Below are 25,950 nucleotides of genomic sequence, written 5' to 3' on the forward strand. Positions count from 1 at the left end.
CTCCGAATATCTCCGTAAGGAGGGAACATTGGCGAGACGTTTCAGGAGGTGAGTCGCGTGTAGGCCAGCCAGGCGACAGCTGCGTCCTGCAGCGCTATGCCGACGGCCTTGTAGATCACGATGTCTGCGGCATTGGCGTTACGGTACTCGTTGGCGCCTATGACCGACGACAGATCGACCATCGGCTTACTCTCGATCAGAGCGCGCGGCGGCCGCAGAAGATCGCCGGTTTCGTATGGCGTCTGCTGCATCCAGTCGACGACGATGCGGGACGCCGCGGACAGCGATGCGTCGTCAATTTCGCGCTGCTCGGGACGCGTCGCACCGATACTTGCGATGAACGAGCCCGGTCGAAGCCACTCCCCTTTAATCACTGGTTCGGAAGCGCGCGTTGCGAGCACCACGATGTCTGCACCGGCCGCCTCTTCCGGCTCCACGACCCGGGCGTCGAGATCAAACTGGCGTCGAAGAATATCGCTGAGTGCGCTCGCGCTCTTGCCGTCGTGACTGTGAATCAGTACTTCGCGCAAGCCGTCCCGTTCGGCGAACGCCTCGGCATGCGCTCGAGCCTGCAAGCCGCTTCCAAACAAGCCCAGACTTCGGCTGCCAGCGCGCGCAAGATGTTGGGCAGCGAGCGCCGTAGTCGCGGCAGTGCGTATGCCAGTGATAGCATCGCCTTCGAACATCGCGACGAACGCACCATCTATCAGTGAAAACAATCCGATATAGAAGCGAAATTGTCCATCGATGGTTGTATACATCTTGATTGCAGCTGTCCGCGCCGATCCCAGCATGGAACTCATTGCGCTGAACTTCACGTCGCCGAGACCAATGCGCGCTCGTGGCTGAATCGCGGCAGCGCCGCTGGCGAGGTCGAGATAAGCGGCGCGAATTGCTTCAGATGCTGAAGATACGTCCAGATGAGCGGCGATTTCCTGGTTGTTGAAGAGCTTCATTGCACCGGCTCCAACGTCGTGCTCTCCACCGCCCCGCTGATCCAGCAGCCGGCGTCAGGGTCGCCGGGAATTCGCATTCGAACGAGAATGCACGATGGCTTTCCCATTGCATAGCCCTGGTGCACGATCATATCCGATGCTCCATGTGCAAGAAGACGGTAATGCAATGCGCCGTAGAGCATCGCGGCTGCAGCGATACCGGTCGCCGCATCCTCCGGGTAGCCAGACGAGCGTGGAAATTGGCGGGCATGCACGTTTAACGGCTCTGCGCTTTCTACGGCAAACGGATACAGCCCTGTTGACCCCAGTGCATCGCACAACTCCTGAACATCGTCGAGCGACGGCGTCAGTGAATTAAGGCGCTGTACCGAGCGGACCGGGATTAGCGTCTTGGTCCGGCTCGTCGTCGCGTTCACAATGCCGAGTGAATCCAGTTCCTCGACGTTGATGCGCAGCACGTCGCATATCCTGGCACGCAGCGTTTCATCGCCGACCGGTACAACGCTGCCTTTCGGCTGACTCACGGCAATCGATTGCGTGTGTTCGCAGTAACGGGCGTCGACAATACCGCTGAGCGTTTCCAGAGTTGCAACGCGCGACGTCCAACGGCCGAGCCTGCGCAGTAACCACAAAGCGCCCAGCGTCGCATGACCGCACATCTCCATCTCGTGCTCAGGAACGAAAAAGCGAAGGCGCATAGTGTTTGCCGCATCGTGCGGCATGCAAACGAATGCGCTTTCGTGGCCATAGTGCGCGGCGATCGCCTTCATCGCATCGGCGGGCATCGCGTCTGCATCCAGAACGACCGGAGCGGGATTGCCGCCACCGGGCCCCGACGGAAAGACACGCACGAAGTGAAGATTCCCGCGAGGTGGAAATGCGGCGTTGAATGAATATGGTGAGACGGATGCGTCTTTTACAAAGGTCATCAACAGGCTCCAGCGAGTAAATGTCGCCAGCATGCCGAAGCAAAAAAAAAGTTTCGCAGCCTATCGGGCACCGGCATTCGCACGATCGGGCCAAGCGCTTGCGTCCCCCACCGTACTGGTTTCCGGACCCATCCGGTTTTTCCCGAATAGCTGGCTGCTCAGGAAGATCTCCGTGCGCGCGTGCCAAGCTTTAACCGTTATACTGGCCGCCTGTCTCGATGCGCAGCCTTCAAAGGCCGCTTCTCTAGCGGTCGCGCACCGTTTCAGTGCCTCGAGGCCGATTCCATGAAGCACTATCCGACCACGCATAGCCACTTGTCCGGAGATCGAGTCGCCGATGTCCGTGAGATTTCTGTCGGCAATTACCGCACGCAACCACACGAGCATGATGAGTACATGTTCCTGCTGCCCCGTACAGGCCAACTGATCATCAATGTGGAACCGAACGCTGCTCCGTTGTGGGTGGCGCCGATGTCGTTCGTCATGGTCCCGCCGCGACGTCTTCACGACACACGTGCCTACCAAGCTGACCAGGAGCACATCGCTGTCTATGTCGCGAGCGATTTCGTCGGGTATTGCGAACGCAAAGCGCAGGGAGCGCTTTCCTGCACGCAGATATCGACCCGGTCTGCTCCATTGCCGTTGCTTAAAGCGGTGCGGCTCGCAACCGAGACCGGCAGCCGTGAAGGCGGCGATCTCGCAATCTATCGCAAGGAACTGACGGCGAGAATGGTGGCCGCCACGTGCGTCGAAGCGGGGTTGATGGTGGAACGGGCGCCCTTGTCGGCCGCACAAGCTCGCCGGGAACTCGTGAATGATATCCAGACGTATCTCGACTCAACACTAGATCGTTCGGTCGGGCTCGATCGTATCGCCTACGAGTTCAGCCTGTCTCGGCGCACGCTGACACGGATGTTTCGAGAAGAGGTGGGTAATTCGATCGTCGAATACCAATCGCGGCAGCGTGTGCGCCGCGCGGCTGTGCTGCTACAGGCACCCGACATGACAGTGGTTGCGGCCGCTGCTGCGGTTGGCCTTGATTCACCGTCGTATCTCGCGCGCCTTTTCAAGAAATATGGAGAGGCGCTGCCGCGGTCTTTCAAGCTGTGATCCGGTGCGTGGCCCGATCTAGCCTGGCCTTATGTCAGATGTCGTAGAGCGAGACGGCTTGCGCGACACCGGCCGCTTTTTGATGGATATCTTCGGAGATCGAGGCAACGGCGTCCGGCTGTGCCGAATTCTGTTGCGTCGTCGCGTCAATTGGGAGCGCTGTCAGAAACTTTGTGTGCTGAGGTCGGTTGAAAAACTCAGCTGAGGGCGGCGGTAAATCGCTCGCCGAACACATTGGCGAATTGATTGATTGCTTGCCGTCAGGTGATAGGTGGCATCCTCCAGTCCTTTTCGATGTTGCGCAAGGCCAGGTACAGCAGTTTGCTGGCCGCTTCGCCACCCGGAAAGTGGCCGCGGTTCTTGACGATCTTGCGCAACTGCATGTGCATGCTCCCGATTGCGTTGTCGTGTGTACAATTCGACGTACCTCGGGTTATAGGCGAAGAAGAGGATCACCTGCTCGCCTTGGCGATGCCACATGGCCGCGACGATAGGAAGTTTGCGACCCCACTCGCTTTGCGCAAAGGCGTCGAGCGCCGCTGCCGCCGCCTGGGCCTGGTAGATCGGATTGATCGCGGCAGCCAGCAGTTTGCGGTATTTCCAGCTCGCCAGATTCAGCGAATTGCGGATTAGATGCACGATGCAGATTTGGACCTGGGGCGCCGGATAGACTGCCTCGATCGCTTCCGGGAAACCGCAAGCCGTCGACGACGGCGATCAGAATTCGTGCAAAGCGGGTTCTTCAGTTCGATGAAGACCCTCAGCCAGAACTTCGCACCCTCAGTTTGTTCAATCCGCAAACCCAGCTCTTGCTTGCGGCCGCCGGCCCGAATGCCCAGCGCGAGATACACCGCCTTGCTCTAGCCGTCCCTTCGCCGCGGATCTTCAGCCGCAGCGCGTCGAAATACACGATTGGGCCAGCAAATGGCCCTGGATCTAACGCACGCCCATGCCGCACGCGCAAATGCTGATAATGTGGTCGTCGAAACTGGCCAGTCGGCGCTGATATTTCCCACCAATTGCGGCTTGAACGTCGACTGTCGGTCACGTGGAATATCCAGCTTCAATTTCCCATTGGGCGTCAGAACGGTCCTCGGGCTGCTCCCGTTGCGACGATTGTCTTCCGTGCCTTTGCTCCACTTCGCTCTCGAGATAATGGGTCAGCTCCACCCCCAGTATGCGCTCGGCTGGTTGCTTCTTCAGTTGCCATGCGACGCCCGATTCGCCGAAAATCGACTCGGCGTCGCCGTTCTGAATCTGCGCCAGCAGTTGGTCGGTCAACTCGTCGGCGAACGGCTTCGGCGCTTTCTGGTTCTTGCTCTTCCTGGTCACGGTTGCTTCGGTCATAGGACGTTATTTGCGTTGTCGTCTCATGACCTCGTCACACGAATTCTGGCAGGCTCGGTCAATCGTTGTTATGGCTTCTCCGATCTGCATCATGTCATGCCGTCGTACGGAGCAAGCATCCTTTCTCACCGACTGTGGTTACCGCGGCCTCCGTTCCCCGCATTTTCGCGCCGGCTCTTTCCGCGACTCTGCGGCCCTCTCGCGCCAGATTTATGCTATTTATGGCGAGGCTAAGGATTTCATTGGCGGCCGCTGCGTTTCGCTGAGCATGAGCCCTCACATCGGCGGCCACGACCGCAAAGCTGCGCCCGCCTGGTCCCGCGCGAGCCACTTCAACTGCGGCGTTTAGAACAAGAATGTTGGTCTGACACGGCGCGAGCCAGCAGCCACAGTCCCTCCGCTCAAGTGCGCGCAGTGTCGTCTACCGGTATGCGCACGGTAATCGACGTACCCCGTCCCGGCGCGCTGAGAACCGAGATTTCGCCAGCCAGCATGTGCGCGCGCTCTTGCATACCAACCAGCCCGAACGATTTCATACTGTTCGCCATCGGATCGAACCCGTGCCCGTCGTCACATATTTTGAGAATCCAGTGACGGGCGACTTTCTTGAGCGAAATGGTGACCTGGTTTGCCTGAGCATGGCGCGCAACATTCGTCAGCGCCTCCTGTACGATGCGAAACAGCGCCACCGCTCGCGCCTCGTCCAGGACCAGATTGTCGTCGGCGATGTTTAGCCTGCAGGTCACACGGCCATCTCGGGAGAACTCAGCAGCCTGCCACTCCAGTGCCGCGACAATGCCAGCGTTGAGCGCGGCTGGCCGCAGCGATGCAATCACGTTGCGCACCACCTGCATCGTCCCGTCCGCGAGGCCCAACAGATTCTGAAAACGACCCAGAAGCGCCGGGTTGCCTGTCGCGAACTCCATACGCATTGCCGACACACCCATGCGCAGCGCCGTCAGTTGTTGCCCCAGCTCATCGTGCATCTCGCGGGCAATGCGCCTGCGCTCTTCCTCCCGCGCTGTTTCCCGTCGCGATGTCAACTCCTGCAACAGAGCATACGAGTCGCGCAATCGGACGTCGGCCTCCATCCGCTCTACGATGTCAGTCCATATCGTCAGCACCCCCCGTATTTCTCCACCAGCATCTGGCTCGGGAACCGCGCTTACGTGCCAGCCGACCGACTTTCCGGCCCTCTCCAGGATGAGGTCCATCTTGGCGCCGATCCCGCTCGCCATTACCTGCTTAAGCGTTCCAGTGATCATTTGCAACGCCGGCATCGCCTTGGTCGATAACTCAGCGGGCGTTTTTCCCACTGCATCGGATGCGCTGACGCCGCTGACCCGTTCGAACCTAGGGTCGGCATAGCAACAACGACAACTGCAGTCGTAACGGACGATCATCTCTGGGGCATGCTGAGCCAAAGTATGAAAGGTGGCCCCGCTCCCACGCCGTGCGCATTCCGTCGCTTTCAAGTTAGTCACACCGCGCGCGACGCCGAGTACGCCGACAACATTGCCCTCCGCCTTCTTCTCCGGAATATGCCGCACCTGGCAGACCTGCGATCCCTCCTCGGTGGCCAACCGTGCGTCGCTGTCGTCCGGTTCGCCGGTATGGGCCGCATTTCGGATGTCGGCCTCGAAGAATTCGTTCTTAACGCTAGCACCTGTATCCATCTCGCGAGCCTTCCTGCCGAAAAATTTTCCCATGAGGCATGACGAATGCCTTTAAGGCACCGGATTCACTGGAGAGGCGCTCTCGCGGTCTTTCAAGCTGTGAAACGGTGTCTCTCGCGATCTACGCCAGGCGTCAGGTCAGATGTCGAAGAGGGAGACGGCTTGCGCGACGCCGGCCGCTTTCAGACGGATCTCTTCGGAGATCGATGCAACCGTGTCCACCAGTGCCGAATTCTGTTGCGTCGTAACGTCAATCGCTGTTATTGCCTCTTCGATCTGCACCATGCCATGCCGTTGTTCGGAACACGCATCCTTTATCTCACCAATCAGGTTGCAGACTGTGGTTACGGCGGCCTCCGTTTCCCGCATTTTCGCGCCGGCTCTTTCTGCGACGCCGCGGCCCTCCTGGGCCAGATTTACGCTATTTGTGGCAAGGCTACGGATTTCATTGGCGGCCGCCGCGCTTCGCTGAGCAAGAGCCCTCACCTCAGCGGCCACGACCGCAAAGCTGCGCCCGCCTGGTCCCGCACGAGCCGCTTCAACTGCGGCGTTTAGAGCAAGAATGTTGGTCTGATACGCGATCCCATCGATCACACCCAGTATGCTCCCGCTTTCTGAGCTGGATGCATCAACCTGCCGCATGATCTCGGCCAGTCTCTCGACTATCTCTCCTCCCGCACGTGCCACAACCGTGGATTCCTGCGCAAGCCGATCTGCCTCCCTGGCCGCCTCCGTATTGTTCGAAATCGTCGCGTTGAGCTGCTCGACACTAGCTGCAGTATTCTGAATACTACTAACCTGTTGATCGGTACGTGCCGACAGGTCACGATTTCCGCCAGAAAGCGTCTCCGTCCCCGAGGATACCTGGATCACTCCGTCACGCACATCGGCTACCGTTGTCCGCAAGTTCAGGATCGCCTGGTTGAGTAGCAGCAGGACGTCCCCTAATTCGTCATCACGCGGCAAGCCAGGCGCAATGTCGAGTTGTCCTGCCGCCAGACCAATAGCCACCCGGGTAATTTCGCGCAAAGGCCGATAGACCATCCTTGTCAAAAGCCAACCGGCAATGCCGAAGACTGAAAGCAGTACGGCGCATATAGCTTCCGGACGTATTCCATTGGAAGATGCGATGCACGCCGAAAACGATGCCAGCAACAGCCCGAGCGCGATGCTCGCAATCTTCCAACGCAAACTTACGCGTATGGCGTTGGACGGCCAACCGAACCATCTTTTCTTCCGAACTCTTCCGCCGTGTATAGACCAGTCCCTGCTGCCGTCACCGATCATTCGGTAGGCGTGGGCTACGTCGGCGGCTTCGGCAAGTTCGATGGGTTCGATCATCGCAATTGCCCGTTTTCCGGAACGGCTGGGCATCAGGTTCGATCGGGCCCAAAAAACCTCACCAGTCACCGTTCGGTAAGCGAGGAATCCAATCCATGGGCGATTGGCTCGCACGGTCTTCTGGAGATCGAGCAGGACGGCCTTAGGTATATCCGCAAGTAGCGACGACGCTGGCGCATTGAGCACGGCTTCGCGGGACCACCCGAGCGATTTCACGAATGTGTCGTTCACGTATTCAACGTTCCCATCAAGTGCCACCATAACGAGTGGACGGCGTCCGTTTGACGTCATGTTTGCACCTCGCAAAGATCGCTCGCAGCGTCCCGGATGGCTGTCATGGTTTCACCCGGCGTGCACCGCATGCGAACGGTCGCGCGCCGCAGATACCACGGTTGCGCTCGACATCATGATGTCCACCGCTCGATCCGCGACCGCCATTACCGTCGCGTTCGTATTGGAGCTGATGATCGACGGCATCATCGATGCATCGAACACACGCAGCCCGGTGACGCCTTTCACTTTGAGATCCGGCGTCAGAACCGCCATCGGATCGTCAGGATGTCCCATCCTGCATGTGCCGACCGGATGATAGTTGGATTCCGTGGTCCGTCTGATGTACCCGGAGAGTTCGTCGTCTGACTGGAGCTGGCGCCCCGGCCCCACTTCGGCCTTTACGATAGACGCGAAAGGTTCATGAGCCGCGACTCGTCTCAGATACCGGATCGCTTCGACGAGCCGCTTCGTGTCTTCGTCATCCTGGAGCCAGTTGGGATTGACCAATGCATCGTCTGTCGGGTCGGCCGATTTCAGTCGCACTGTTCCGCGCGAGCGCGGCCGGACAAGATTTGCCATCAGCGTCATGCCATGGGACGGCTTTGGAGCCTGCGGATCGGGCCACATTACCCCAACGCAATAAAGCTGCAGGTCCGGTTCGCCGTCCGGGACTCTGAGGTTCACGAATGCCATAGTTTCCGCGCCGTTCGACGCAATAGGGCCATTATGGAACGCGAGGTATTGCAATCCATTCCACAGAGCACGTACCCCGCGATCTTCGCCAAAGTAACCGTGCTGCCCGTGCGTGGTCATGGAGACCACCGCGACGTTATGGTCCTGCAGGTTTTCGCCCACGCCCGGCGAGTCGACCCGCACCTCCACGCCGTGTTCGCGCAGATGGGCGGCGGGACCGATGCCCGACAACATCAGCAGTTTGGGCGTCGCAAAAGCGCCGGCGCAGACGATCACTTCAGATGACGCCCGCGCCTGCACGAGCGCACCGCCTGCGGAGTATTCGACACCGACCGCCCGTTCTCCTTCGAAAATAATGCGGTGCACATTGGCTTGTGTGATCAGGGACAGCAGCGGATCCGACATGACGGGCGCAAGAAACGCATCTGCAGCGCTGCAGCGTTGCCCCCCGTGCGTAGTCGTCTGCATGTACCCGACTCCGCGCAGCGTTCCGGCATTGAAATCCGCTGCGAACGGTAAGCCCTGGCGTTGCATGGCGCGCACAAACCGGTCCGCCACATCGGCTTTGTACAACGGGTCCGAAACCTTCAGTGGGCCGTCCGCGCCGTGCGCCTCGTTGTCGAGTCGCTGATTGCCCTCCTGTTTGCGGAAATACGGCAATAATCCCTCCCACGACCAACCCGTATCGCCAGTAGCGGCGACCCAGCGTTCGTAGTCGGTACGCGATCCTCTGGTATAGGCCATCGCATTCACGGAGCTGCCGCCGCCGACAACGTTGCCCTGCGGAATGGAAACCGTGCGACCGCCCAGCGACGCCTGCTGGCCCGACGCGTAGCGCTTGATATAAGGGCTACCGTTGAACAGCATCTTGAACGTCCCGGCTGGCATACGGATAAGGGCGCTGTTGGCTGGCGGCCCCGCTTCCAGTAACAGTACTTTCGCCCGCCACTCGCGAACCAGTCGGCTCGCCGTCACGCAGCCAGCGCTCCCGGCGCCGACCACAATGTAGTCGTAGTCCATCACGTCACTCCTGCCGCGCGCGCGGCGAACCTGCAGGAAGATATATCGCCTGGTCTTCCAGGAATGCATGCAAGCCTTCCGGACCGCCCTCTCTGCCGATCCCCGATTGCTTGAAGCCGCCAAACGGCACGTTAGGCGCCATCTCCAGTCCGTTCACCGAAACGTTGCCGGTTCTGATCCGCCGCGCCATTGCATAACCGCGCTCGACGTCGCTGGTGAACACCGTACCGCTCAGTCCGAAGTCGGTGTCGTTCGCCAATGCCACCGCCTGGTCGACGTCGTCGTACGCGATGATCGACGCGACGGGGCCGAAAATTTCTTCGCGGGCAATCGTCATGTCGGCTGTCACGCCTGCGAACACCGTAGGCTCGACGAAGAACCCTAGTTCGAATCGAGGGCTCCGGGCACCGCCCGTCGTGATCCGCGCCCCTTCCTTACGCCCCGCCTCGATGTATCCGAGCACCCGGTCGAGCTGACGGCGGCTCGCGAGCGGGCCAACCTGCGTGGCCATGTCCCAGGGGTCCCCTACCTTGAGAGAGCCAATGACCGCGCTATAGGCTTCGACGAACTCCTGCTCGCGCGTGCGCGGAACCAGGATTCTTGTCTGCGCGAAGCAGATCTGGCCGGAGAACGGCATTGTGAACGGCACTAGCGCGGCGAGCGTCGGATTCAGTTCCGCGTCATCCAGAACGATGGCGGCGGATTTTCCGCCCAGTTCGAGCGTCACTCTCGCGAGCCGGTCTGCGCAAGTCTTGGCAATCACTTTTCCTGTCGCTGTGCTTCCAGTGAAGCTGACCTTGTCGACTTCCCGCTTGGCTACCAGATGCGCGCCACCGTCTGCATCGGCAGTAATCACGTTCAGCACGCCCGGCGGGAGGCCTGCCTCATGCGCACATTGTGCGACGACGAGTGCGTCGAACGGCGTTTCAGGCGGTGCTTTAACCACCACCGTGCAGCCTGCAGCCAGTGCCGCACCCAGCTTGTAAGACAGAATTGGCAACTGCGCATTCCACGGCGCGATCAGCGCGGCAACGCCGACGGGCTGCCGGATAATGCTGGCCGCGCCATTGCGCGTCGGCCGACTTTCCTCGAAAGCGAACGTCGATGCAAGGTCGGCGTAGTAGTCAAGCATTGCCGTCGCCGTGGGCACGAACATATCCGCGAACCAGACGGGCGCGCCGACTTCCGCAGTCCAGATACGCGACAGAAGCTGCATGCGCGACGCCAGCGCCGCGGACATCCTTCGCAGGCAAGCCGCCCTCTCCGGGCCGGTCATGCGTGGCCATGGCCCGTTATCGAACGCCCTTCGCGCAGCCTCGACAGCCTTGTCAACATCCTGGGTGTTCGCAAGGGGGACCGATGCAAAGGCCTGCCCGGTCGAGGGCGCCACAAGTGAGACCGATGCGTTGGACACGGCTTTCACCCACTGCCCATCAATGTAAAAGCGGGATAGGACGTCGTGGGTCAGTTCGGATTTCGGGTCGAACGGAAACGTAGGCATGGGTTCTCCTGGTATTAACTGCTTTTTTCGTGGCGGGATAAGACAACCGGTCTGGCCGGCATCGCTTCGCTGAGGCATGCGCCCTAGAAGCGGTGCCCAAAACTGACGCCGACGACCTCGGTTCTCGTTCGTTCACTGAACCCGGTACTGGCGCCGGCTCCGGTCACCGTGACAGGGAATCCATATTCGAACACTCCGCTCACTTCATCGGTCCTGTTCAACCGGTACGTCGTGCCGACGGAAACCGATGTTGAGACCGGCATCGCGGAAAGCAGATTCTGCGCGACCACTGACGGTCCGATCGGATGATTGCCGCGTGAGAACCCCGTGCGCAGCGTCCACCGCGAATTGACGTCCCACGCCGCACCGACGCGGAAGAAGTCCTGGTTTTGCCAGCCGAATCCTTGCGCGGAGCCGATTACCGTATTGGAAAACTCCATATGTAACCAGTCTGCCGCCAGTGTCACGCTCGGTATGATCCTGTAGGCAATGCCGACGCCGTATTGGGCGCCGATATCGATGCGGCCGCCGCCAGCCGCCAGCAGGTCGTCCTTGTAGCCGGCGAGCTTACTCATCCGGATGCGCGAGGCGTAACTTGCTCCAAAGGTGAAAGCAGGCGTCGGTTGCCAGATGTAACCGACCCGTGCTCCGTAGCCGAACGCGTTCGACACACCGTGCGAAGGCAGCGGCTGGAGTGTCCCGTCGCTCATGGGGACAATGGCGCCATTCGCAGAAAATCGCTGGTAGGCCAGCGCCAGACTGAAACCGACGATGTTGTGTTCAGTAATTCTGTACGTGACAGTCGGCGCAGCGATTGCGGTCTGCAAGCTCGATTGAGCCACTCCGGCACCGGCAATCGGGAGCGCGGGTCGGCCATAGCTCGTGCCCACACCAACGCCGAACAGCGAGACGCCCAACGTGAGCCGCGGCGAAATCTGCCAGTTCGCGCCACCGTTGGGAACCGGATATACTTTTCCGCTATGCAGCCTGTTGGAGGCACTTCCGTAGTTGAAGTCTGTCAACGGCTCAAGAAGCTGAAGGCCGAAGTCGGTGCGCGATCCGACTAGCCCCATGCCGGCAGGATTGTCGGCCGCGGCTGTACTGTCCTGCGGATACGCGATCGAAGTTCCGCCCATACCGGCGGACAGGACATTGGACCCGCTAAGCGCGATGCCGTCGACAGCCACTGCATGCTTCACGGGGAGTATTACAAGGGCGCTCGCGGTTAGCGCGCGCACACAGCCGGTCCTGCCAAAGCGCTTTGACATCGTTGTCTCCAGTCTTTTTTATTGAGTTTTGCCCTTAACGGCGGGCTCCGAATTACAAATCGACCACCAGCAACTTCGTAAGCGAACGGGATACACACATCGCCATGCAATCTCCCTTCGCGTGTTCCTGTGCGGTCAGAAAGTAGTCACGATGGTCGGGGCATCCTTCCAGCACCTTCACAATGCATGTCCCGCACACTCCTTGTTCGCAGGACGTCTCGACGTCAGTTCCATGCTCTCGCAGCACGTCGACAATCGTCTTGTCAGCCGGGATCGTGAAAGTCTTCTCCGAGCGTGCGAGCCTGACGTCGAACGACGTTTGCGGCTCGGCGTCTAATGGCGCCGCAGCGGCAAAATACTCGAGATGAACGGCGTCGTCTGGCCAACCGTGACGCGCGGCGACCGCGCGGACCGTGTCCATGAAAGGCTGAGGTCCGCACAGGTACAGATGACTTCCGTCATGACGGTTGCGCAGCGCATCGTCCAACGTCGCCTCGACAGCATCGCGTTCCAGGCCGAATAGCAGCCGGCACGAGCTATTGAGCGGCCCACTGGCCAGTTCGTCGCGGAATGCCGTGTGAGTTTCAGAGCGGGTGAAATACAGTAATTCGAACGCACGGTCCTGGCGGTGGAACTGTCGCGCCATGCTGATAATCGGCGTAATGCCGATACCGCCCGCCACCAGCAGATTGTGATCAGCTTCAGTACTAGTGGTGAAATGATTCCGCGGCGCAGAGATGCTCAATTGACTGCCGACACCCAACGATTCATGGACAAACTTCGAGCCGCCGCGCGATTCGGGCTCCCGCTTGACGGCGATCTCGTACGTCGATGTGTCGGTACACGAACCGCACAGAGAGTACTGCCGGATCACTCCCGGATCAAGATGCACATCGATATGCGAACCCGGCTCCCATGTAGGCAGCGGAGATCCGTCCTGCGACGAGAGTTTCAACAGGCGGATTCCCTCTGCAATGACTTCGGCAGCAACGACTCGAACGGGGATGGTATTCATGGCAAAGATACGTCAGGAAAAGTCAGGTCACACAACGACGACGTCATTGCGGCAAAGAGTAATTGCGTCCCGCCGGAAAACCTGGCGAGACGCGTGGACGTTTCCTTAAGTCGTGCGCGGTTGCAAACTGAACAGCTCGGCACTTTCGCTGTAACCAGCGCAATACGTTTCCTTCGACTCCCCAGCGCCAATCTCTCCCGTTATCACGACCATGTCCCGGAAATCGTTGTCTTCCTGGCGGCGAACTACACCGCGAGGATCTCCCCCTTCCGCTACGACCTGAGCCGCCTCGTCTAGCATCCGGCGCGCTCGTACGATGGCAATATCGGACGACGAGAGGTGTTCGCCGGTCTGATCGTGGATCGTCCCTTGCGACTGCGTAATCGCAATGTCATGCACCGAAAAACACTCGCCCAGACCCAGGTAAGCCTGACGCTTCATCGATTCGCGATCCTGTGAATACAGGTCGTCTTTGGCGCGCCGCATACGGTCGCCTTCGGCTTTTTCGGATTCGTATTGTTCCGCGAGCGCGGCCTTATCGAGTTTGCCGCTGCGATGAAAAATGAACTCCCAGCGCCAGTGATGTTCGTCATCGATAGGAACGTCCCACAGCATCGTGACCCCACCGTCACCGAGATAGCCTTCGAAGCCACCAACAGCGCAGGCGTTAGGCATCACGAAATTGGTGATGCGGATTGACGACCGATCAGTGCCTTCAATCTTGCGCAGGGTATAGAGCCTCACGCCAAAGCGTGTATCTTCGACAGCCAGCTCGGGCCTCGCCTGATTGGAAAACACGCCCCAGCGGGCTTGCATGTCCGCGCTCGACAGTTCCAACTGATGCAGATAAGACGTGTGAACAGGATCGATATTGCCTTCGCTCGCCTGCATCCAGTTGCAGTCCCCGAACCAGCGCGTCGTGTAGCGATACTCGCTACCGCCCGCGAGCGCCGGATAATTCGGAAAAAGCGGTGGTTCGCCTGGACCCATATACGCCCAGAACGCGCCGCCCGCCTCATGAAGCGGATATGACTTCATCCGGATCCGGTCTTTGGCGGCAGCGGAAGCTTCGGCGGGCTGATCAAGACAGCGGCCGTTCACATCGAACAGCCAGCCATGATAAGGACAACGGATACCGCCAGATTCAATACGGCCCAGCGCGAGGTCCGTGCAGCGGTGAGCACACTTCCGGTCGATCAGACCGACATGACCATCGTCATCGCGAAACAACACCAGGTCTTCGCCCATGATACGAATGGGCTGTGGTGCAGCGCCGGGGGGCAACGAATCGATCAACGCCACTGGCTGCCAGTAACGCCGGAGCAATTCGCCTGCGGGCGTACCCGCATTGGTCTGCGTCAGATACTGATAGCGATCGGCTCCGCGCGGCCGTGGCTTGATGGTGATCGGATGTGTGGAGGTGTCCATAATGTCTCCTGTGTTTTGTTCAAAGGGCAAGACGTAAAAGGCGGGCGCACCCGGCTGGGACAGGCGTCACCTATGCGCCGCCGTCCGGACTCCTGCGACGCGGACGTCCCGACAGAAGCGGGAATGCAAGCACTACCACCACAGCCGATCCGGCATACCCGATGGCCAGCCTCCGCATGAGCCCCGCTGTTCCCAACACCTCGAAGTGACCGTCAACGAATGCATTGAACAGCGTGCCCGCCAGGCAGGTCAGAAACGAGCCGAGCAGGCCGCTCCTGATAACAGTGCGGCCACGCCGCCATAAAGTGATCCATCGCTGCAGAGACATTGCCAGTTCACTCGGTGTCCATGAGTGTTAAGATATAGTGATATCTGACCTAAAGAAACCACATTGTCCGCATATCTGATATACATTTTTGATGGGACTGGCAAATGGAAATAAAACAGCTTCAGCATTTCTCGCGCATCGCTGAGATCGGCAACCTGACGCGGGCCGCCAGCGTGCTTGGGTTGACCCAGGCGGCACTGAGCCGTCAGGTCGCGCAGCTCGAGGCAGAGCTTGGCACCGAGCTATTCCGGCGCAACGGCCGCGGCCTTGTCCTGACCGACGCCGGTCAGAGGCTGCTTGACCACGTTCCCATGGTCCTGCGTCAGGTCGCGCTAGCGGAACGCGCGGTCAGAGGCAGTGTTGGGCCGGCGCAGGGTAACCTCGTGCTCGGACTACCCCCCAGCCTTGCACGCACAGTCGTCGTCCCGCTGATTGATGCCTTCCGCGAGCACTTGCCAGAAGTGACACTGCGCACCGTCGACGGTCTATCGGCGAGTCTGGTCGATATGGTCGGCACGGGCAAGCTCGACTGTTCAGTGGTCTATAACCAACCGCCTAGCGATTCCGCCGAATTACGCCTGCTAGCCGACGAGGAGTTGTACCTTGTCTCTGGGCCACTGACCCAGCGCGCTGGAAGAGCGCTGCCGCGCTCCCTTGCGCTCGCAGACGTGGCGACACTCCCGCTCGTGACAGCGGGCACCAATAATGCGGTGCACGCGGCACTGGCGACCGCCATGGCCTCGCTCGGCCTGACGCCGCAGGTTGTGCACGAGATCGAAAACCTGACGGCGATACTGGAACTGGTCCGCAAAGGTTACGGAAGCGCCGTGATCCCGTTGAGTGGCGTGCACCCCTGCATCGGAGACTCCAAACTGCGACTGCATCGCATTCGCAAGCCAATTTTGAAATGCAGTCTTTCCGTTGCGACGCCGGTGCGTGCGCTCAACGACTCCCTGATTGCGCAAGGTACTTCGTTAGTACGCGACGTCGTTCGACAGCAACTCGTGCAATTTCATGGAGACGTCGAGAGAGCCATCGACGGGTGACACCCGCAACAGCATAGATTCCATGGCCTCGCCAGAAACCATGGGACACCCTTTTTAGAAACGCTGTTGAATGCCGAGAAGAACACCGACCTGTTTCGCGTTCGCCACCGTGGAGTAACCCGCCCCAACGGAATAGGACGCACGACTGCTGTTCTGCATGAAGCCGAGCATCGTGTAGACGGATGTTCTTTTCGACAGGAGATACGTCGCGCGCATCACGTAGTAGTTGGCATTCTTGTGATCCGTTGTGGCGATCCTCGATACCTCCGCGTCCAGCGCGATATCTGGCTTGAGCATGTAAGAGGCGCCGCCGTAGAAAATGTTGGTCTGGTAGTCCGTTGCCGCAGTCGTCATTCGGTGGATTACGCCGCCACGCAAGGCAAGCTCCCCCAACTGAAAATAGCCACTGACCATATATCGCGTCGTCTTCTGGTCTGCACTTGAGAGCAGCAACGGCATCGACGGATCATAAGAAACGCTGCCTGGCAACAAGCCCGGGCCGCCGCGCAACTGATCGTACACGAACTGTAGACCGTACTCCGGACCCCAATAACCGGCCAGCGCCGTAATCTGACGGCACGCTGTCGAGTTTCCTGGAACATTGCCCGGACAATTGGTTGCACCGGGGTTGAATGCCGCCCCGCCATTTACCGTTGAGCTACCCTGGCTGCTCGCAGCATCCCGGCCAGTGCTGTACGTGGCACCTATGACGAAATGATGGAAATCGTTGAAGTAACTTATCGTGTTGTCGGAGCGGCTATTGGGCAGATACGGATCAAGCGCCGCCAACGAATATAGGGCCGGCCCGAGGACAGTCGACTTCATCAACGCGATATACGTCATATTGATCTGACGCCCCGCGCGAACCGTGCCATACGGTGTTTCAAGTCCTACCCATGCCGATCGGCCAAAAAGGCGGTTTCCATTTTGAAGAGCACCTGAGTTCGGTGCAAAGCCACTCTCGAGTTCAAAAATGACATTCAATCCGGCACCGAGGTTTTCTTTTCCACGCAACCCCCAACGCGACGGGAGCGAGCCGGATAATGAGGTCATCCGGACCGCAGAACCGGAAGCGCTCTTTTGACCCGGCGCCCTGGCCGCCTGACTTTCCCAATCGATACCGGTATCAATAATTCCATAGAGGGTCACGCTGCCCTGTGCATAGGTATGCACGGACGCCAGCAGCGCGGATGCGAGTACCACCGCGTTCAGAACTTGTTTCATGTCTCCAATCCTCAAAAGATATTTTTTTATTTTTATTACGAACGACGAACGGCGATCCGTTTGCGTCCGTCAAACACGGCAACCCGCAAAGGAGCGAAAAGTTGCCTGTCGGCCGACAAGTACTTCATGTTGTTTTTTGTAGTGCTAACGAGCCTGCCAACACGACGCGATTCAGATATCTTCCGCTAACGCCCTCCATGAAGTCATTTCTTCGTCCAACTGCGGTATCAACGCCGTCATGCGAGCTGATTACGCGCGCCAAGTGTGAGCCGTGAGTCGGTTGCTCACTCTAGCTGTTTGGAAAGCTGGTGCAGGACCCGGTAACACGGAAGCACGCTTGCGACGCTTGCATTCGGTTCGCGGCATTCGCGGATCGCAGCGAAAAATTCCTGGTCTTGCCGCGCTACTCCGCTCAGCACCGGCTCGGCCATATCAAGATCAAGGGGTTCCCCCATGCCGTTGGTCAAGACGTCATAGCGAGCGATGTAGGTCAAGCCGTCGCCTATATACCGAAACGTTGATCCCAACGGTCCATCGTTGTTGAAACTAAGAGATAGCGTGCACAATGCACCGCTGCGACTCTTGAGCTGGATTGACATATCGAGGGCAATACCAAGCCTCGGATGAATCGGCCCTTGCAACACATTGGCGGCGATCACCTCTTCACGGGTCTGATACTGAAACAGGTCTACGGTATGAGCCGCGTGATGCCACAACAGATGATCCGTCCAGTTCCGGGGTTGCCCGAGGGCATTTGTATTGAAACGGCGCAAAAAATGTGTCTGCACATCGAGCTGACGTAACGAAAACTCGCCAGTCAGAATGCGTTCGCGCAGCCACTGATGCCCAGAGTTGAAACGTCGCGTATGTCCGCACATCGCGACCAGCCCCGTGCGTTGCTGCCAAAGTGCAACCGTTTCCGCATCGTCAAGCGACTCCGCAAGGGGAATCTCCACCTGGACATGCTTGCCCGCCTGCAGGCAGATGATCGCCTGAGCGGCGTGCAATGGAGTTGGCGTGCAGAGGATAACCGCGTCGAGATCGGGCTGAGACAGCACCTCCTCGAGTTGCGTGCCTGTCTGTGCAATCTGGTAGCGGCCCGCGACCTCACGGGCTTTTTGCAGGTCTTCGTCTACGATGCACACCACTTCGGCTACACCGAGGCTCTGAATGGCGTCCAGATGCTGAATGCCAAATGCGCCAGCCCCGGCAAGCGCGACTTTCACCGGCTTGATCAAGTGTCCTCCAATACAAGCAGACCATAGGCGGTGTTCGATGCCGGCACGTGATAGAAACGATGAATCAGGCGGACCGTTTCACTCATCGCACCGCGCATGATGAGCCACATGATGATCTCCAGCCCTTCAGAGCCCGCCTCGCGCAACAGTTCTGTATGTCCGATCCTCGTCAATGACAGCGGATCACGCACCATGTCGTCGAGCCATTGATTGTCGTAGGGAGCGTTGATGAGCCCGGCACGCTCCCCCTGCAATTGATGCGACATGCCACCGGTCCCAAGCACAGCTACCTTGATGTCGGGACCATACGAATCGATTGCCCGGCGAAGAGCCTGTCCAAGCTTGAAGCAACGCAAGGCGGTCGGCTGAGGATACTGGATCACATTGACGCACAATGGGATCACACGGCAGGGCCACTGCTGTGGCTGACCAAATAGCAGCGAGAGCGGCACAGTAAGACCGTGATCTACCGACATCTCGCCGACCATCGTCACATCGATTTCGTCGTTCAATACCAGCGATTCGGTGATGTGCCACGCCAGCGCCGGGTCCCCAAAGCACGTCGGCACAGGCCGAGGTCCATACCCCTCGTCATGCGGAGGAAACTCGTCGGCGACGCCTATTGCAAATGTCGGAGTGACATCGAGACCGAATCTCGACGCGTGATCGTTATAGACAACGATAACCACGTCGGGCTTGACCTCGTCCATCCAGTCGCGCGCTGCCTGCACTCCGTCGAACAGCGGTTTCCAGTATGGTTCCTGGGTTTTTCCGTGATCGATGGCTGCACCAATTGACGGCACATGTGAAGTACCCACCCCTCCGACGAACCTAGCCATGAGACCACTCCTCGACACTGCGGTTACCGTTGATCGGACGGCCACCGGAAATCATCATCTGGCGGAAGTCATCCACTGACATTCCGTTGGCCGACATGGCCGCGCCGACGTGCTGCATCGTAAGACCGTCGAAAATTGCCAGCTTGAACGTGTAGTAAATGTTCCCGCCGAGTCGTAACATTGCGAGCCAGTCACGATTCAGCACGGCATTGCGTTGCTCGTCGCTCAGCTTGAAATTCTTCAGGTAGCCGGGAGAGTCGGCTCGAAAGGCTGCACGATTGCTTTCCAGGTCTAGCGACTTGCAAAACATGTTCAGCGCGTATCCCTTCTGGCAATGTGCTCCGTCGAAGACATAGGTGCCGGGAATCTGGCGATAGTCGCGAGCGTTGGTGGCATTCATCATTTCTCCCAGTACAGTCGCATGGGATTGTCGACCAGCAGCTTGCGCTGGAGCTCAGGCGTCGTGGCAATGCGAGGAATAAAGTCCACCAGCAATCCATCGTCCGGCATGTGGTTCTTCAGATTCGGATGGGGCCAGTCGGTGCCCCAAAGCACCCGATCCGGGAACGTTTCCACCAGGCGCCGGGCGAATGGCACGACGTCCTGGTAAGCGTCCTCCTCTCCGTTCAGCGCTGGTTTTCCAGTTATAGAAAGTCGCTCGGGGCAGCTAACTTTGGACCAGACGTTGGCATGCTCGCGCATGAATTTCATGAGCAATTCGAAATCCTTCCCGTCTACAGGTTGGCTGACGTCAGGCCGTCCCATGTGGTCGATCACCACGGTAGTCGGCAATCCCGAGAAAAAGTCCCACAGCTCTGGCAGGTCCACAGCCTCGAAATAGACAACGACATGCCAGTTTAGTTTGGCGACGCGATGTGCGACTTCTATCAGTTCTTCTCTCGGTGTAAAGTCGACGAGCCGTTTGACGAAATTGAATCTGACTCCCCGTATCCCGGCAGCATGCAACGCGTCAAGTTCCTGATCGCTGACATTGCGTTTTACCGTCGCCACGCCGCGCGCTTTACCGCCAGAACTGAGGCACGCGTCCACCAGCGCACGGTTGTCTGCGCCATGGCAGGTTGCCTGCACAATTACATTGCGCTCAAACCCCAGGTGATCGCGCAACGCAAACAGCTGTTCCTTGCTGGCATCGCACGGGGTGTACTTGCGCTCGGTTGCATAGGGAAAGCGCTCACCGGGACCAAACACATGGCAGTGGGCATCTACCGAACCGGCCGGTAGCTGGAAACGCGGTTTGGAAGGATTCTGGCACCAGTCCAACCAACCGGGTGACTTCGGGAAATGCTCGCTCATTGTCTTTCTCGTTCCGTCTCAATCTATTTCAGGCCCAGTTTCTGGATGCTCTTCAATGCGGGAATAAGGGTGGAGAAAAGCGCCCTGCGAGGTCATCGCTTGACTCACGTCAATCGATGTACTTCAGCCCCGCCCGTTCCAGCGGTTCGCGCATCGAATACATATCCAGCCCGAGGACGCCAGCGGCCAGCTTCTGACGTTTATCGGCTTCGTTAGCCTCCCGCGCGGCCGCTGCGTCGGCGACTCTTTGCGCCAAGGCGGCCGGGACCACGACGACGCCGTCTTCGTCGGCCACAACGACATCGCCCGGATTGACCAAAGCGCCAGCACATACGACGGGAAGGTTGACGGAGCCGAGAGTCGCCTTGACCGTACCTTTTGCGCTCACTGCTTTCGAAAAAACGGGAAACTTCATGGCAGTGAGATCCTTCACATCCCGGCATCCGCCATCGATCACGAGGCCTACGGCTCCGCGCGCCCGGAAGCTGGTGGCCAGGAGGTCACCGAAGAAACCGTCGGTGGTGTCGGCCGTTACGGCGGCGACGACAATGTCACCCGGCTGAACCTGCTCCGCCACAACATGCATCATCCAGTTGTCGCCCGGATGGAGCAGCACTGTCACTGCGGTGCCGCACGCGTACGCGCCTGCGTACACCGGGCGCATGTAGGTTTTCATCAGGCCCATACGCCCCATCGACTCGTGGATGGTTGCCACGCCGAAGGCTGAGAGTTTTTTTACTGCAGCCTCGTCGGCGCGAACGATGTTGCGCTTGACAACGCCAAGCTGGCTGCCGAGATGGGTATCAGTCATGGTGCTCATAATCCTCTGCGTTTCAACGCCGCATCGAGGCGCGGATATACACGCCGCGCATTGCCTTCGTAAACCTTCTGCCGGTCCTGCGCGGAAAGATTCGTCGAGGCATCTATATAGCGTCGAGTGTCGTCGTAATAGAAGTTCGTCTCCGGATCGATGCCTCGCACCGCGCCGATCATTTCGCTTGCGAAAAGAATGTTGTCGACCGGTATTACTTTGGTTAGCAGATCGATGCCTGGCTGGTGATAGACGCAGGTATCGAAGAAGATATTGTTGAGCAGGTGCTCTTTAAGCAAAGGCTTCTTCAATTCTTGCGCAAGACCACGGAAGCGACCCCAGTGGTAAGGAACTGCACCGCCGCCGTGGGGAATCACAAACTTCAATTCCGGGAAATCCTTGAACAGGTCGGAGGTCAAACATTGCATGAACGCTGTCGTGTCGGCGTTCAGATAGTGCGCGCCCGTCGTGTGAAAGCAGGCGTTGCAACTGGTCGATACGTGCACCATCGCCGGAATCCCGTATTCAACCATCTTCTCGTAGATGGGATACCAGTGACGATCCGACAGCGGCGGCGACGTCCAATGACCGCCGGAAGGGTCCGGGTTCAGATTGATGCCGACAAAGCCGTATTCCTTCACGCACCGCTCCAACTCCGGGATGCAACTTTTCGGATCGACACCTGGAGACTGGGGCAGCATGGCGGCGCCGATGAAGCTATCAGGAAACAGTTTCGAGACGCGATAGCAAAGCTCATTGCAGATCGACGCCCATGTCGCGCTGGTCTGGAAGTTACCGATGTGATGCGCCATGAAGCTCGCACGCGGTGAAAAAATCGTCAGGTCGCTTCCGCGCTCCTGCATTTTTTTAAGCTGGTTGTTGACAATCGATTCGCGCAGTTCGTCGTCGCTGATGTTCAGCTCGGTAATCCGGGGTTGCTCTGCCGGAGCGGTCAACGCCGCGATCTGACGGTTGCGCCATTTTTCCAGCGCCGCGGGCGCCGTCGTGTAGTGGCCGTGGCAATCGATAATCATGTTGCACTCCCTTCCATGGAAGTCGAGTCAGTCGCCATGACTTCGCCACGCACGATCAGACGTGGCGTCCGCAACAGCGCCGCACGCTGCACCATCTGCGGATTGCGATCGGCGTACTTGCTGTGGTCATCGTCGCCACGGCGTGCGTGTGGTATGGCGTGTTGCATAGATCTTCCCAATCCGGCTCGTTGATGTGCTTGTATTTTTTTACATTATCTGCCATTCTGCAATAACATTTCGAGCATATTAGATATGCACGAAATGCAATTCTGGAGATGGTCATGGAACTGCGACAGCTTGAATCGTTTGTTCACGTTGCGGAGCTCGGAAGTTTCACCCGGGCTTCGAATTTCCTTTCGGTCGCTCAGCCCGTGCTGAGCCGTCAGGTGCGGGCTTTGGAAGTGGAATTTCGCCAGGCGCTGCTTGAGCGCAACGGTCGGGGGGTGACGTTGACCGAAGCCGGGAAGCGCCTCCTGGAGCATGGCCGTAGCGTTCTGGCCCAGATCGAACGCGCGCAGCTTGACATGGAGGAAGGTCGGGGCGCCTCTACTGGACGGCTTGTGGTGGCGCTGCCGCCTAGCGTTAGCCTTACCCTGACGGCCCCGTTAGTAAGAGTTTTCCGTGATCACTTCCCTAAGGCGACCCTTTGCGTGCTTGAGGGGCTGTCGACCTACGTGCTCGAATGGCTGACAATCGGCCGCGCCGACTGTGCCGTGGTCTACACGGTCCCGACTTCGTCAGCCGTGGAGTTGGCACCGGTGCTGAACGAACAGCTTTATCTGGTATCGAGCCGCAGGTCGGACCCTTCATTTTCTGACCCGCCAATCAATGACGAAATCAGTCTGGCGGATGTCGCCGAGCGAAATCTGGTTATGCCCAGCCGTCCGCACTCCATTCGTATGCTGGTAGAAGCAACCATGGCGCAGGCGTCGCTAAAACCGCGGATCACGCTCGAAATCGAAAGCATCCCGGCGATTCTCACGCTCGTCCGCGATGAGGGTGTACACGCGATACTGTCGCTCAAAGCGGTTCGCTCAAGCGGCCACGAGCACGATTTCCACGTCCGGCCGATCCGCCAACCCCAACTTCAAACTACCCTCTGGATAGCGACATCGGCACAGCGCCCACGGGGGCCGTTGCTGGATCAGACAGTGCCCCTGTTGCAAAACCTGTTGCGTAATCACTGGGCGATGGGCGCTGGGAGCACGGTAGTCGTCGGTGAGGCTTAAGGCTTAAGGCTTACTGGTTCCCCGGACGCTGCATGGCAGCGTCCGGGGAACCGAAAACTTCCAGTCGATCGTGCAGTCCGCTATGCGCAGGTTGACCGATTCGGCGTGACTAGTTCTGCAAGGTCAGTTGGCCGTGCGCCGTTTTTTTTATTCATCAACTAATAGGTAGGATAAAGCATGACCAGTGAATTATTGGCTCTCGTGGGCTCCGGCGTGCTGTGCTTGGCGCTCCCATTGATCTACGTCGCCCTTTACGCCAGGCAGGTCGGTATGCCAGTTGTCTCCGGCAACCGTGAGGGGGCGCCTGAGCCGACCGGCATAGCGGGGCGAGGAATACGCGCGCACCGCAACCTGTTGGAAAACCTCGTGCCTTTCGCCATTGTCGTCCTAGCTGCACGTTGGATTGGTGTATCGAATTCGATCACGGTCGCTGGTGCATGGTTGTTCCTGGGCGCACGTGTCGTTCACGTCATCACCTACCTTGCTGGCATCAAGGGAATCCGGACGCTGGCCTATCTCGCTAGCCTGGTCGGCACTGTACTGGTTCTGAGTCAATTATTTTAGGGAAGTCGCCGGCAATCATGCTGCGCGCGTCGGTTCGTGTTCGCAAGAAGGCGCGCTGTCACGCTCTTGCGACGACAGGTGTTTCCTGGAGAGACGATCCTTCGGCTCCCAAGGGATCACGCGCGCCTTCCCTTGACTAAACGAAGCGAATGGCGTTGTTCGCCTAAAAGAAAATATACAAGGTTATCCCGAATCCATCCGCCCTTTAGAACGTGTGATCGGCGTCGCGATTCCCGCTCCTACAGGGCAGATTGAGAAACCCCGTTAATCCAACTTGACGGGGAAAATCCGCCCGCACTGGCTTCACAGAAAAAGAAAACCTGCCCGCTGCTGGAATAAAGAAGACATTCCGCTGTTGTAACCAAGGTAGCTGCACTCCTCCCGCCCCTGATTTGCGTGCGTGAGGAAATTGCGCTTCATCCACGGTATCAGGATCGAGACTGGAGGCAAAGAATGAAGATCGGCTTTATCAGCATGCCACTTACGGGGCATCTAAATTCCATGCTTGCATTGGCTCGAAGAATGCAAGCACGTGGCAACGATATTGTGTTTATTGGAATCCCGGACGTTGAGCACGCTGTTCGTGCTGCGGGATTAAAGTTTGCCCCTTTCGGAGAAGCGGAGCTTCCCTTGGGTTCATCAGCGGATATCGTCGCGCCTGTTGCAAAGCTCTACGGTCCGGCCGCGACACGCTGGACCATCGAACAGGCGGGCCGGGCAATGTTTCAGTTGGCGTCGCAATATTTGCCAAACGTGATCGCGGAAACAGGCGTTGAAGCGCTAGTCATCGATACCATTCATATGTATCTCGAGGTTGTTGCCATCAGCCTGGGCATACCCTATGCCCATGTGTGGTCTATCTTGAACATCGACTTTTCCGGCACGACGTTACCGTCCGTGTGGCCTGGTGTGAACGCGGACACTGCGGCCGCACGCGCGCGTAATCGCGAAGTCTTGGAAGAAAGCGACAACGCATTTTTTGGGATCGTGCAGAACCTGGCTGAAGAATACGCTGAGCGCGTCGGATTGAAGCTCGACTGGAGCAATCGCCCTGCAACAGTCTCAAGACAGGCGGCCGCCGTTGTGTCCCAGACCCCAAGAGAGTTCGACCTTCCCAATATTCCGTGGCCTTCCGAGTTTCATTATGCCGGGCCGTTCTTTGACGAAGCCGGACGTGAGCCAATTCCGTTTGATTGGGAGAAGCTGGACGGCAGGCCACTCGTCTATGCATCGCTCGGAACGCTTGTGAACGGCCTAGACCAGGTTTACAAAGCCATTCTCACCGCGGTCGGACAAATGCCCGAAATTCAGGTTGTTCTGTCGAAAGGCGCCAACATCAAGTTAGCGGAATTAGGACCGATTCCAACCAACGTGATTGTCGTCGACAAAGCTCCGCAAATCGAGATTCTCAAGCGTTCGGTGATGTGCATCACCCACGCCGGGCTCAATACAACGCTGGAGTCGCTTGCGCAGGGTTTGCCCATGGTGGCGATTCCTATCGCCTACGATCAGTTCGGTGTTGCGCAACGCATCGCTTACCACGGAGTCGGCGAGTTTCTTGAAATCGAGAACCTGACGGCCGATCTTCTTGAGGAACTAATTCGGCAGGTTCTCGCTAACCCGATCTATCGCGAGAAAGCGCAGCATTTCAAAGAGATAATTTCGCGGCGTAACGGACTGGACGTCGCTGCCGAGGCAATTGAGCGGGCGTTCAGAATAGCCCCCCGTAAACTCCCTGCCGAGAACACGTGCCCGTGAAACGAAAT

At 58.6% G+C, this 25,950-nt stretch carries 22 protein-coding genes and 1 pseudogene; 5 read left to right on the forward strand and 18 right to left on the reverse strand.

What is annotated here, in order from left to right; all coding sequences use genetic code 11:
- Positions 1 to 41 precede the first annotated feature (41 nt).
- Both J2W46_RS30670 and J2W46_RS30675 read right to left on the reverse strand, forming a co-directional pair.
- The gene (locus tag J2W46_RS30670) at positions 42 to 956 is read right to left on the reverse strand and encodes an ornithine cyclodeaminase family protein (RefSeq protein WP_310359035.1); all 915 of its coding nucleotides are present in this window, start codon (positions 954 to 956) and stop codon (positions 42 to 44) included.
- Positions 953 to 1,885 (reverse strand): PhzF family phenazine biosynthesis protein, encoded by a 933-nt coding sequence (locus tag J2W46_RS30675; protein ID WP_310359038.1) that lies wholly within the window; start codon positions 1,883 to 1,885, stop codon positions 953 to 955. The genes J2W46_RS30670 and J2W46_RS30675 overlap by 4 nt, the downstream gene beginning before the upstream one ends.
- A 285-nt stretch (positions 1,886 to 2,170) precedes the next feature.
- Here J2W46_RS30675 and J2W46_RS30680 point away from each other — a divergent pair, with 285 nt between their 5' ends.
- Positions 2,171 to 2,995 carry an AraC family transcriptional regulator gene (locus tag J2W46_RS30680; RefSeq protein WP_310359041.1) on the forward strand — a complete coding sequence of 275 codons (825 nt, stop codon included), beginning with the start codon at positions 2,171 to 2,173 and terminating at the stop codon, positions 2,993 to 2,995.
- A gap of 197 nt (positions 2,996 to 3,192) precedes the next feature.
- On the opposite strand, the pseudogene J2W46_RS30685 reads toward J2W46_RS30680, so the two are convergent.
- The 9 genes and pseudogenes from J2W46_RS30685 to J2W46_RS30725 all read right to left on the reverse strand — a co-directional run bounded on the left by J2W46_RS30685 (position 3,193) and on the right by J2W46_RS30725 (position 14,587).
- Positions 3,193 to 4,342, reverse strand: a pseudogene (locus J2W46_RS30685) (IS256 family transposase).
- A gap of 94 nt (positions 4,343 to 4,436) precedes the next feature.
- Complete coding sequence (locus J2W46_RS30690) at positions 4,437 to 4,673, reverse strand: hypothetical protein (protein ID WP_374726893.1); 237 nt, start codon at positions 4,671 to 4,673, stop codon at positions 4,437 to 4,439.
- A gap of 70 nt (positions 4,674 to 4,743) precedes the next feature.
- Positions 4,744 to 6,051 carry a PAS domain-containing sensor histidine kinase gene (locus tag J2W46_RS30695; protein ID WP_310359042.1) on the reverse strand — a complete coding sequence of 436 codons (1,308 nt, stop codon included), beginning with the start codon at positions 6,049 to 6,051 and terminating at the stop codon, positions 4,744 to 4,746.
- 105 nt (positions 6,052 to 6,156) lie between these two features.
- On the reverse strand, positions 6,157 to 7,650 hold the full coding sequence (locus J2W46_RS30700; protein ID WP_310359044.1) for a methyl-accepting chemotaxis protein: 1,494 nt from the start codon (positions 7,648 to 7,650) through the stop codon (positions 6,157 to 6,159).
- 51 nt (positions 7,651 to 7,701) lie between these two features.
- Complete coding sequence (locus J2W46_RS30705) at positions 7,702 to 9,345, reverse strand: GMC family oxidoreductase (RefSeq protein WP_310359046.1); 1,644 nt, start codon at positions 9,343 to 9,345, stop codon at positions 7,702 to 7,704.
- A 4-nt stretch (positions 9,346 to 9,349) separates the two neighbouring features.
- A complete protein-coding gene (locus J2W46_RS30710) occupies positions 9,350 to 10,846 on the reverse strand; it encodes an aldehyde dehydrogenase (protein ID WP_310359051.1) in 1,497 nt (498 codons plus the stop codon).
- 83 nt (positions 10,847 to 10,929) lie between these two features.
- Positions 10,930 to 12,114 (reverse strand): OmpP1/FadL family transporter, encoded by a 1,185-nt coding sequence (locus J2W46_RS30715; RefSeq protein ID WP_310359053.1) that lies wholly within the window; start codon positions 12,112 to 12,114, stop codon positions 10,930 to 10,932.
- A gap of 52 nt (positions 12,115 to 12,166) precedes the next feature.
- Positions 12,167 to 13,129, reverse strand: coding sequence for a PDR/VanB family oxidoreductase (locus tag J2W46_RS30720; RefSeq protein ID WP_310359055.1), 963 nt, complete (start codon positions 13,127 to 13,129; stop codon positions 12,167 to 12,169).
- A gap of 105 nt (positions 13,130 to 13,234) precedes the next feature.
- Complete coding sequence (locus J2W46_RS30725) at positions 13,235 to 14,587, reverse strand: Rieske 2Fe-2S domain-containing protein (RefSeq protein ID WP_310359056.1); 1,353 nt, start codon at positions 14,585 to 14,587, stop codon at positions 13,235 to 13,237.
- 402 nt (positions 14,588 to 14,989) lie between these two features.
- Here J2W46_RS30725 and J2W46_RS30730 point away from each other — a divergent pair, with 402 nt between their 5' ends.
- Positions 14,990 to 15,931, forward strand: a complete 942-nt coding sequence (locus tag J2W46_RS30730; RefSeq protein WP_310359060.1) for a LysR family transcriptional regulator — start codon at positions 14,990 to 14,992, stop codon at positions 15,929 to 15,931.
- Positions 15,932 to 15,985: 54 nt separating this feature from the next.
- On the opposite strand, the gene J2W46_RS30735 is transcribed toward J2W46_RS30730, so the two are convergent.
- From J2W46_RS30735 to J2W46_RS30765, 7 genes are all read right to left on the reverse strand, one after another.
- Positions 15,986 to 17,155, reverse strand: a complete 1,170-nt coding sequence (locus J2W46_RS30735) for a porin (protein ID WP_310359063.1) — start codon at positions 17,153 to 17,155, stop codon at positions 15,986 to 15,988.
- A gap of 284 nt (positions 17,156 to 17,439) precedes the next feature.
- Positions 17,440 to 18,393, reverse strand: a complete 954-nt coding sequence (locus tag J2W46_RS30740; RefSeq protein WP_310359066.1) for a Gfo/Idh/MocA family oxidoreductase — start codon at positions 18,391 to 18,393, stop codon at positions 17,440 to 17,442.
- Positions 18,390 to 19,232, reverse strand: a complete 843-nt coding sequence (locus J2W46_RS30745) for a class III extradiol dioxygenase subunit beta (protein ID WP_310359068.1) — start codon at positions 19,230 to 19,232, stop codon at positions 18,390 to 18,392. The genes J2W46_RS30740 and J2W46_RS30745 overlap by 4 nt, the downstream gene beginning before the upstream one ends.
- Positions 19,225 to 19,632 (reverse strand): protocatechuate 4,5-dioxygenase subunit alpha, encoded by a 408-nt coding sequence (gene ligA / locus J2W46_RS30750; RefSeq protein ID WP_310359070.1) that lies wholly within the window; start codon positions 19,630 to 19,632, stop codon positions 19,225 to 19,227. The genes J2W46_RS30745 and ligA overlap by 8 nt, the downstream gene beginning before the upstream one ends.
- Complete coding sequence (locus J2W46_RS30755; RefSeq protein ID WP_310359073.1) at positions 19,632 to 20,546, reverse strand: amidohydrolase family protein; 915 nt, start codon at positions 20,544 to 20,546, stop codon at positions 19,632 to 19,634. Before J2W46_RS30755 ends, ligA begins: the two co-directional genes overlap by 1 nt.
- Before the next feature lie 109 nt (positions 20,547 to 20,655).
- Positions 20,656 to 21,357 (reverse strand): 4-carboxy-4-hydroxy-2-oxoadipate aldolase/oxaloacetate decarboxylase, encoded by a 702-nt coding sequence (gene ligK, locus J2W46_RS30760; RefSeq protein ID WP_310359075.1) that lies wholly within the window; start codon positions 21,355 to 21,357, stop codon positions 20,656 to 20,658.
- A 5-nt stretch (positions 21,358 to 21,362) separates the two neighbouring features.
- On the reverse strand, positions 21,363 to 22,391 hold the full coding sequence (locus J2W46_RS30765) for an amidohydrolase family protein (protein ID WP_310359077.1): 1,029 nt from the start codon (positions 22,389 to 22,391) through the stop codon (positions 21,363 to 21,365).
- Between the two features lie 281 nt (positions 22,392 to 22,672).
- On the opposite strand from J2W46_RS30765, the gene J2W46_RS30770 reads away from it, so the two are divergent.
- From J2W46_RS30770 to J2W46_RS30780, 3 genes are all read left to right on the forward strand, one after another.
- Positions 22,673 to 23,620 carry a LysR substrate-binding domain-containing protein gene (locus J2W46_RS30770; RefSeq protein ID WP_310359079.1) on the forward strand — a complete coding sequence of 316 codons (948 nt, stop codon included), beginning with the start codon at positions 22,673 to 22,675 and terminating at the stop codon, positions 23,618 to 23,620.
- A gap of 177 nt (positions 23,621 to 23,797) precedes the next feature.
- On the forward strand, positions 23,798 to 24,184 hold the full coding sequence (locus J2W46_RS30775) for an MAPEG family protein (protein ID WP_310359082.1): 387 nt from the start codon (positions 23,798 to 23,800) through the stop codon (positions 24,182 to 24,184).
- 453 nt (positions 24,185 to 24,637) lie between these two features.
- Positions 24,638 to 25,942, forward strand: coding sequence for a glycosyltransferase (locus J2W46_RS30780; protein ID WP_310359085.1), 1,305 nt, complete (start codon positions 24,638 to 24,640; stop codon positions 25,940 to 25,942).
- The last annotated feature ends 8 nt before the right edge of the window (positions 25,943 to 25,950 follow it).

The sequence above is a fragment of the Paraburkholderia strydomiana genome (assembly GCF_031456815.1).
GTDB lineage: Bacteria > Pseudomonadota > Gammaproteobacteria > Burkholderiales > Burkholderiaceae > Paraburkholderia > Paraburkholderia caledonica.

Coding starts and splice junctions, on each gene's coding strand:
- J2W46_RS30670 (WP_310359035.1), bottom strand. CDS start 956: ATGAAGCTCTTCAACAACCAGGAAATCGCCGCTCATCTGGACGTATCT.
- J2W46_RS30675 (WP_310359038.1), bottom strand. CDS start 1,885: ATGACCTTTGTAAAAGACGCATCCGTCTCACCATATTCATTCAACGCC.
- J2W46_RS30680 (WP_310359041.1), top strand. CDS start 2,171: ATGAAGCACTATCCGACCACGCATAGCCACTTGTCCGGAGATCGAGTC.
- J2W46_RS30695 (WP_310359042.1), bottom strand. CDS start 6,051: ATGGGAAAATTTTTCGGCAGGAAGGCTCGCGAGATGGATACAGGTGCT.
- J2W46_RS30700 (WP_310359044.1), bottom strand. CDS start 7,650: ATGACGTCAAACGGACGCCGTCCACTCGTTATGGTGGCACTTGATGGG.
- J2W46_RS30705 (WP_310359046.1), bottom strand. CDS start 9,345: ATGGACTACGACTACATTGTGGTCGGCGCCGGGAGCGCTGGCTGCGTG.
- J2W46_RS30710 (WP_310359051.1), bottom strand. CDS start 10,846: ATGCCTACGTTTCCGTTCGACCCGAAATCCGAACTGACCCACGACGTC.
- J2W46_RS30715 (WP_310359053.1), bottom strand. CDS start 12,114: ATGTCAAAGCGCTTTGGCAGGACCGGCTGTGTGCGCGCGCTAACCGCG.
- J2W46_RS30720 (WP_310359055.1), bottom strand. CDS start 13,129: ATGAATACCATCCCCGTTCGAGTCGTTGCTGCCGAAGTCATTGCAGAG.
- J2W46_RS30730 (WP_310359060.1), top strand. CDS start 14,990: ATGGAAATAAAACAGCTTCAGCATTTCTCGCGCATCGCTGAGATCGGC.
- J2W46_RS30735 (WP_310359063.1), bottom strand. CDS start 17,155: ATGAAACAAGTTCTGAACGCGGTGGTACTCGCATCCGCGCTGCTGGCG.
- J2W46_RS30745 (WP_310359068.1), bottom strand. CDS start 19,232: ATGGCTAGGTTCGTCGGAGGGGTGGGTACTTCACATGTGCCGTCAATT.
- ligA (WP_310359070.1), bottom strand. CDS start 19,632: ATGAATGCCACCAACGCTCGCGACTATCGCCAGATTCCCGGCACCTAT.
- J2W46_RS30755 (WP_310359073.1), bottom strand. CDS start 20,546: ATGAGCGAGCATTTCCCGAAGTCACCCGGTTGGTTGGACTGGTGCCAG.
- ligK (WP_310359075.1), bottom strand. CDS start 21,357: ATGACTGATACCCATCTCGGCAGCCAGCTTGGCGTTGTCAAGCGCAAC.
- J2W46_RS30765 (WP_310359077.1), bottom strand. CDS start 22,391: ATGATTATCGATTGCCACGGCCACTACACGACGGCGCCCGCGGCGCTG.
- J2W46_RS30770 (WP_310359079.1), top strand. CDS start 22,673: ATGGAACTGCGACAGCTTGAATCGTTTGTTCACGTTGCGGAGCTCGGA.
- J2W46_RS30775 (WP_310359082.1), top strand. CDS start 23,798: ATGACCAGTGAATTATTGGCTCTCGTGGGCTCCGGCGTGCTGTGCTTG.
- J2W46_RS30780 (WP_310359085.1), top strand. CDS start 24,638: ATGAAGATCGGCTTTATCAGCATGCCACTTACGGGGCATCTAAATTCC.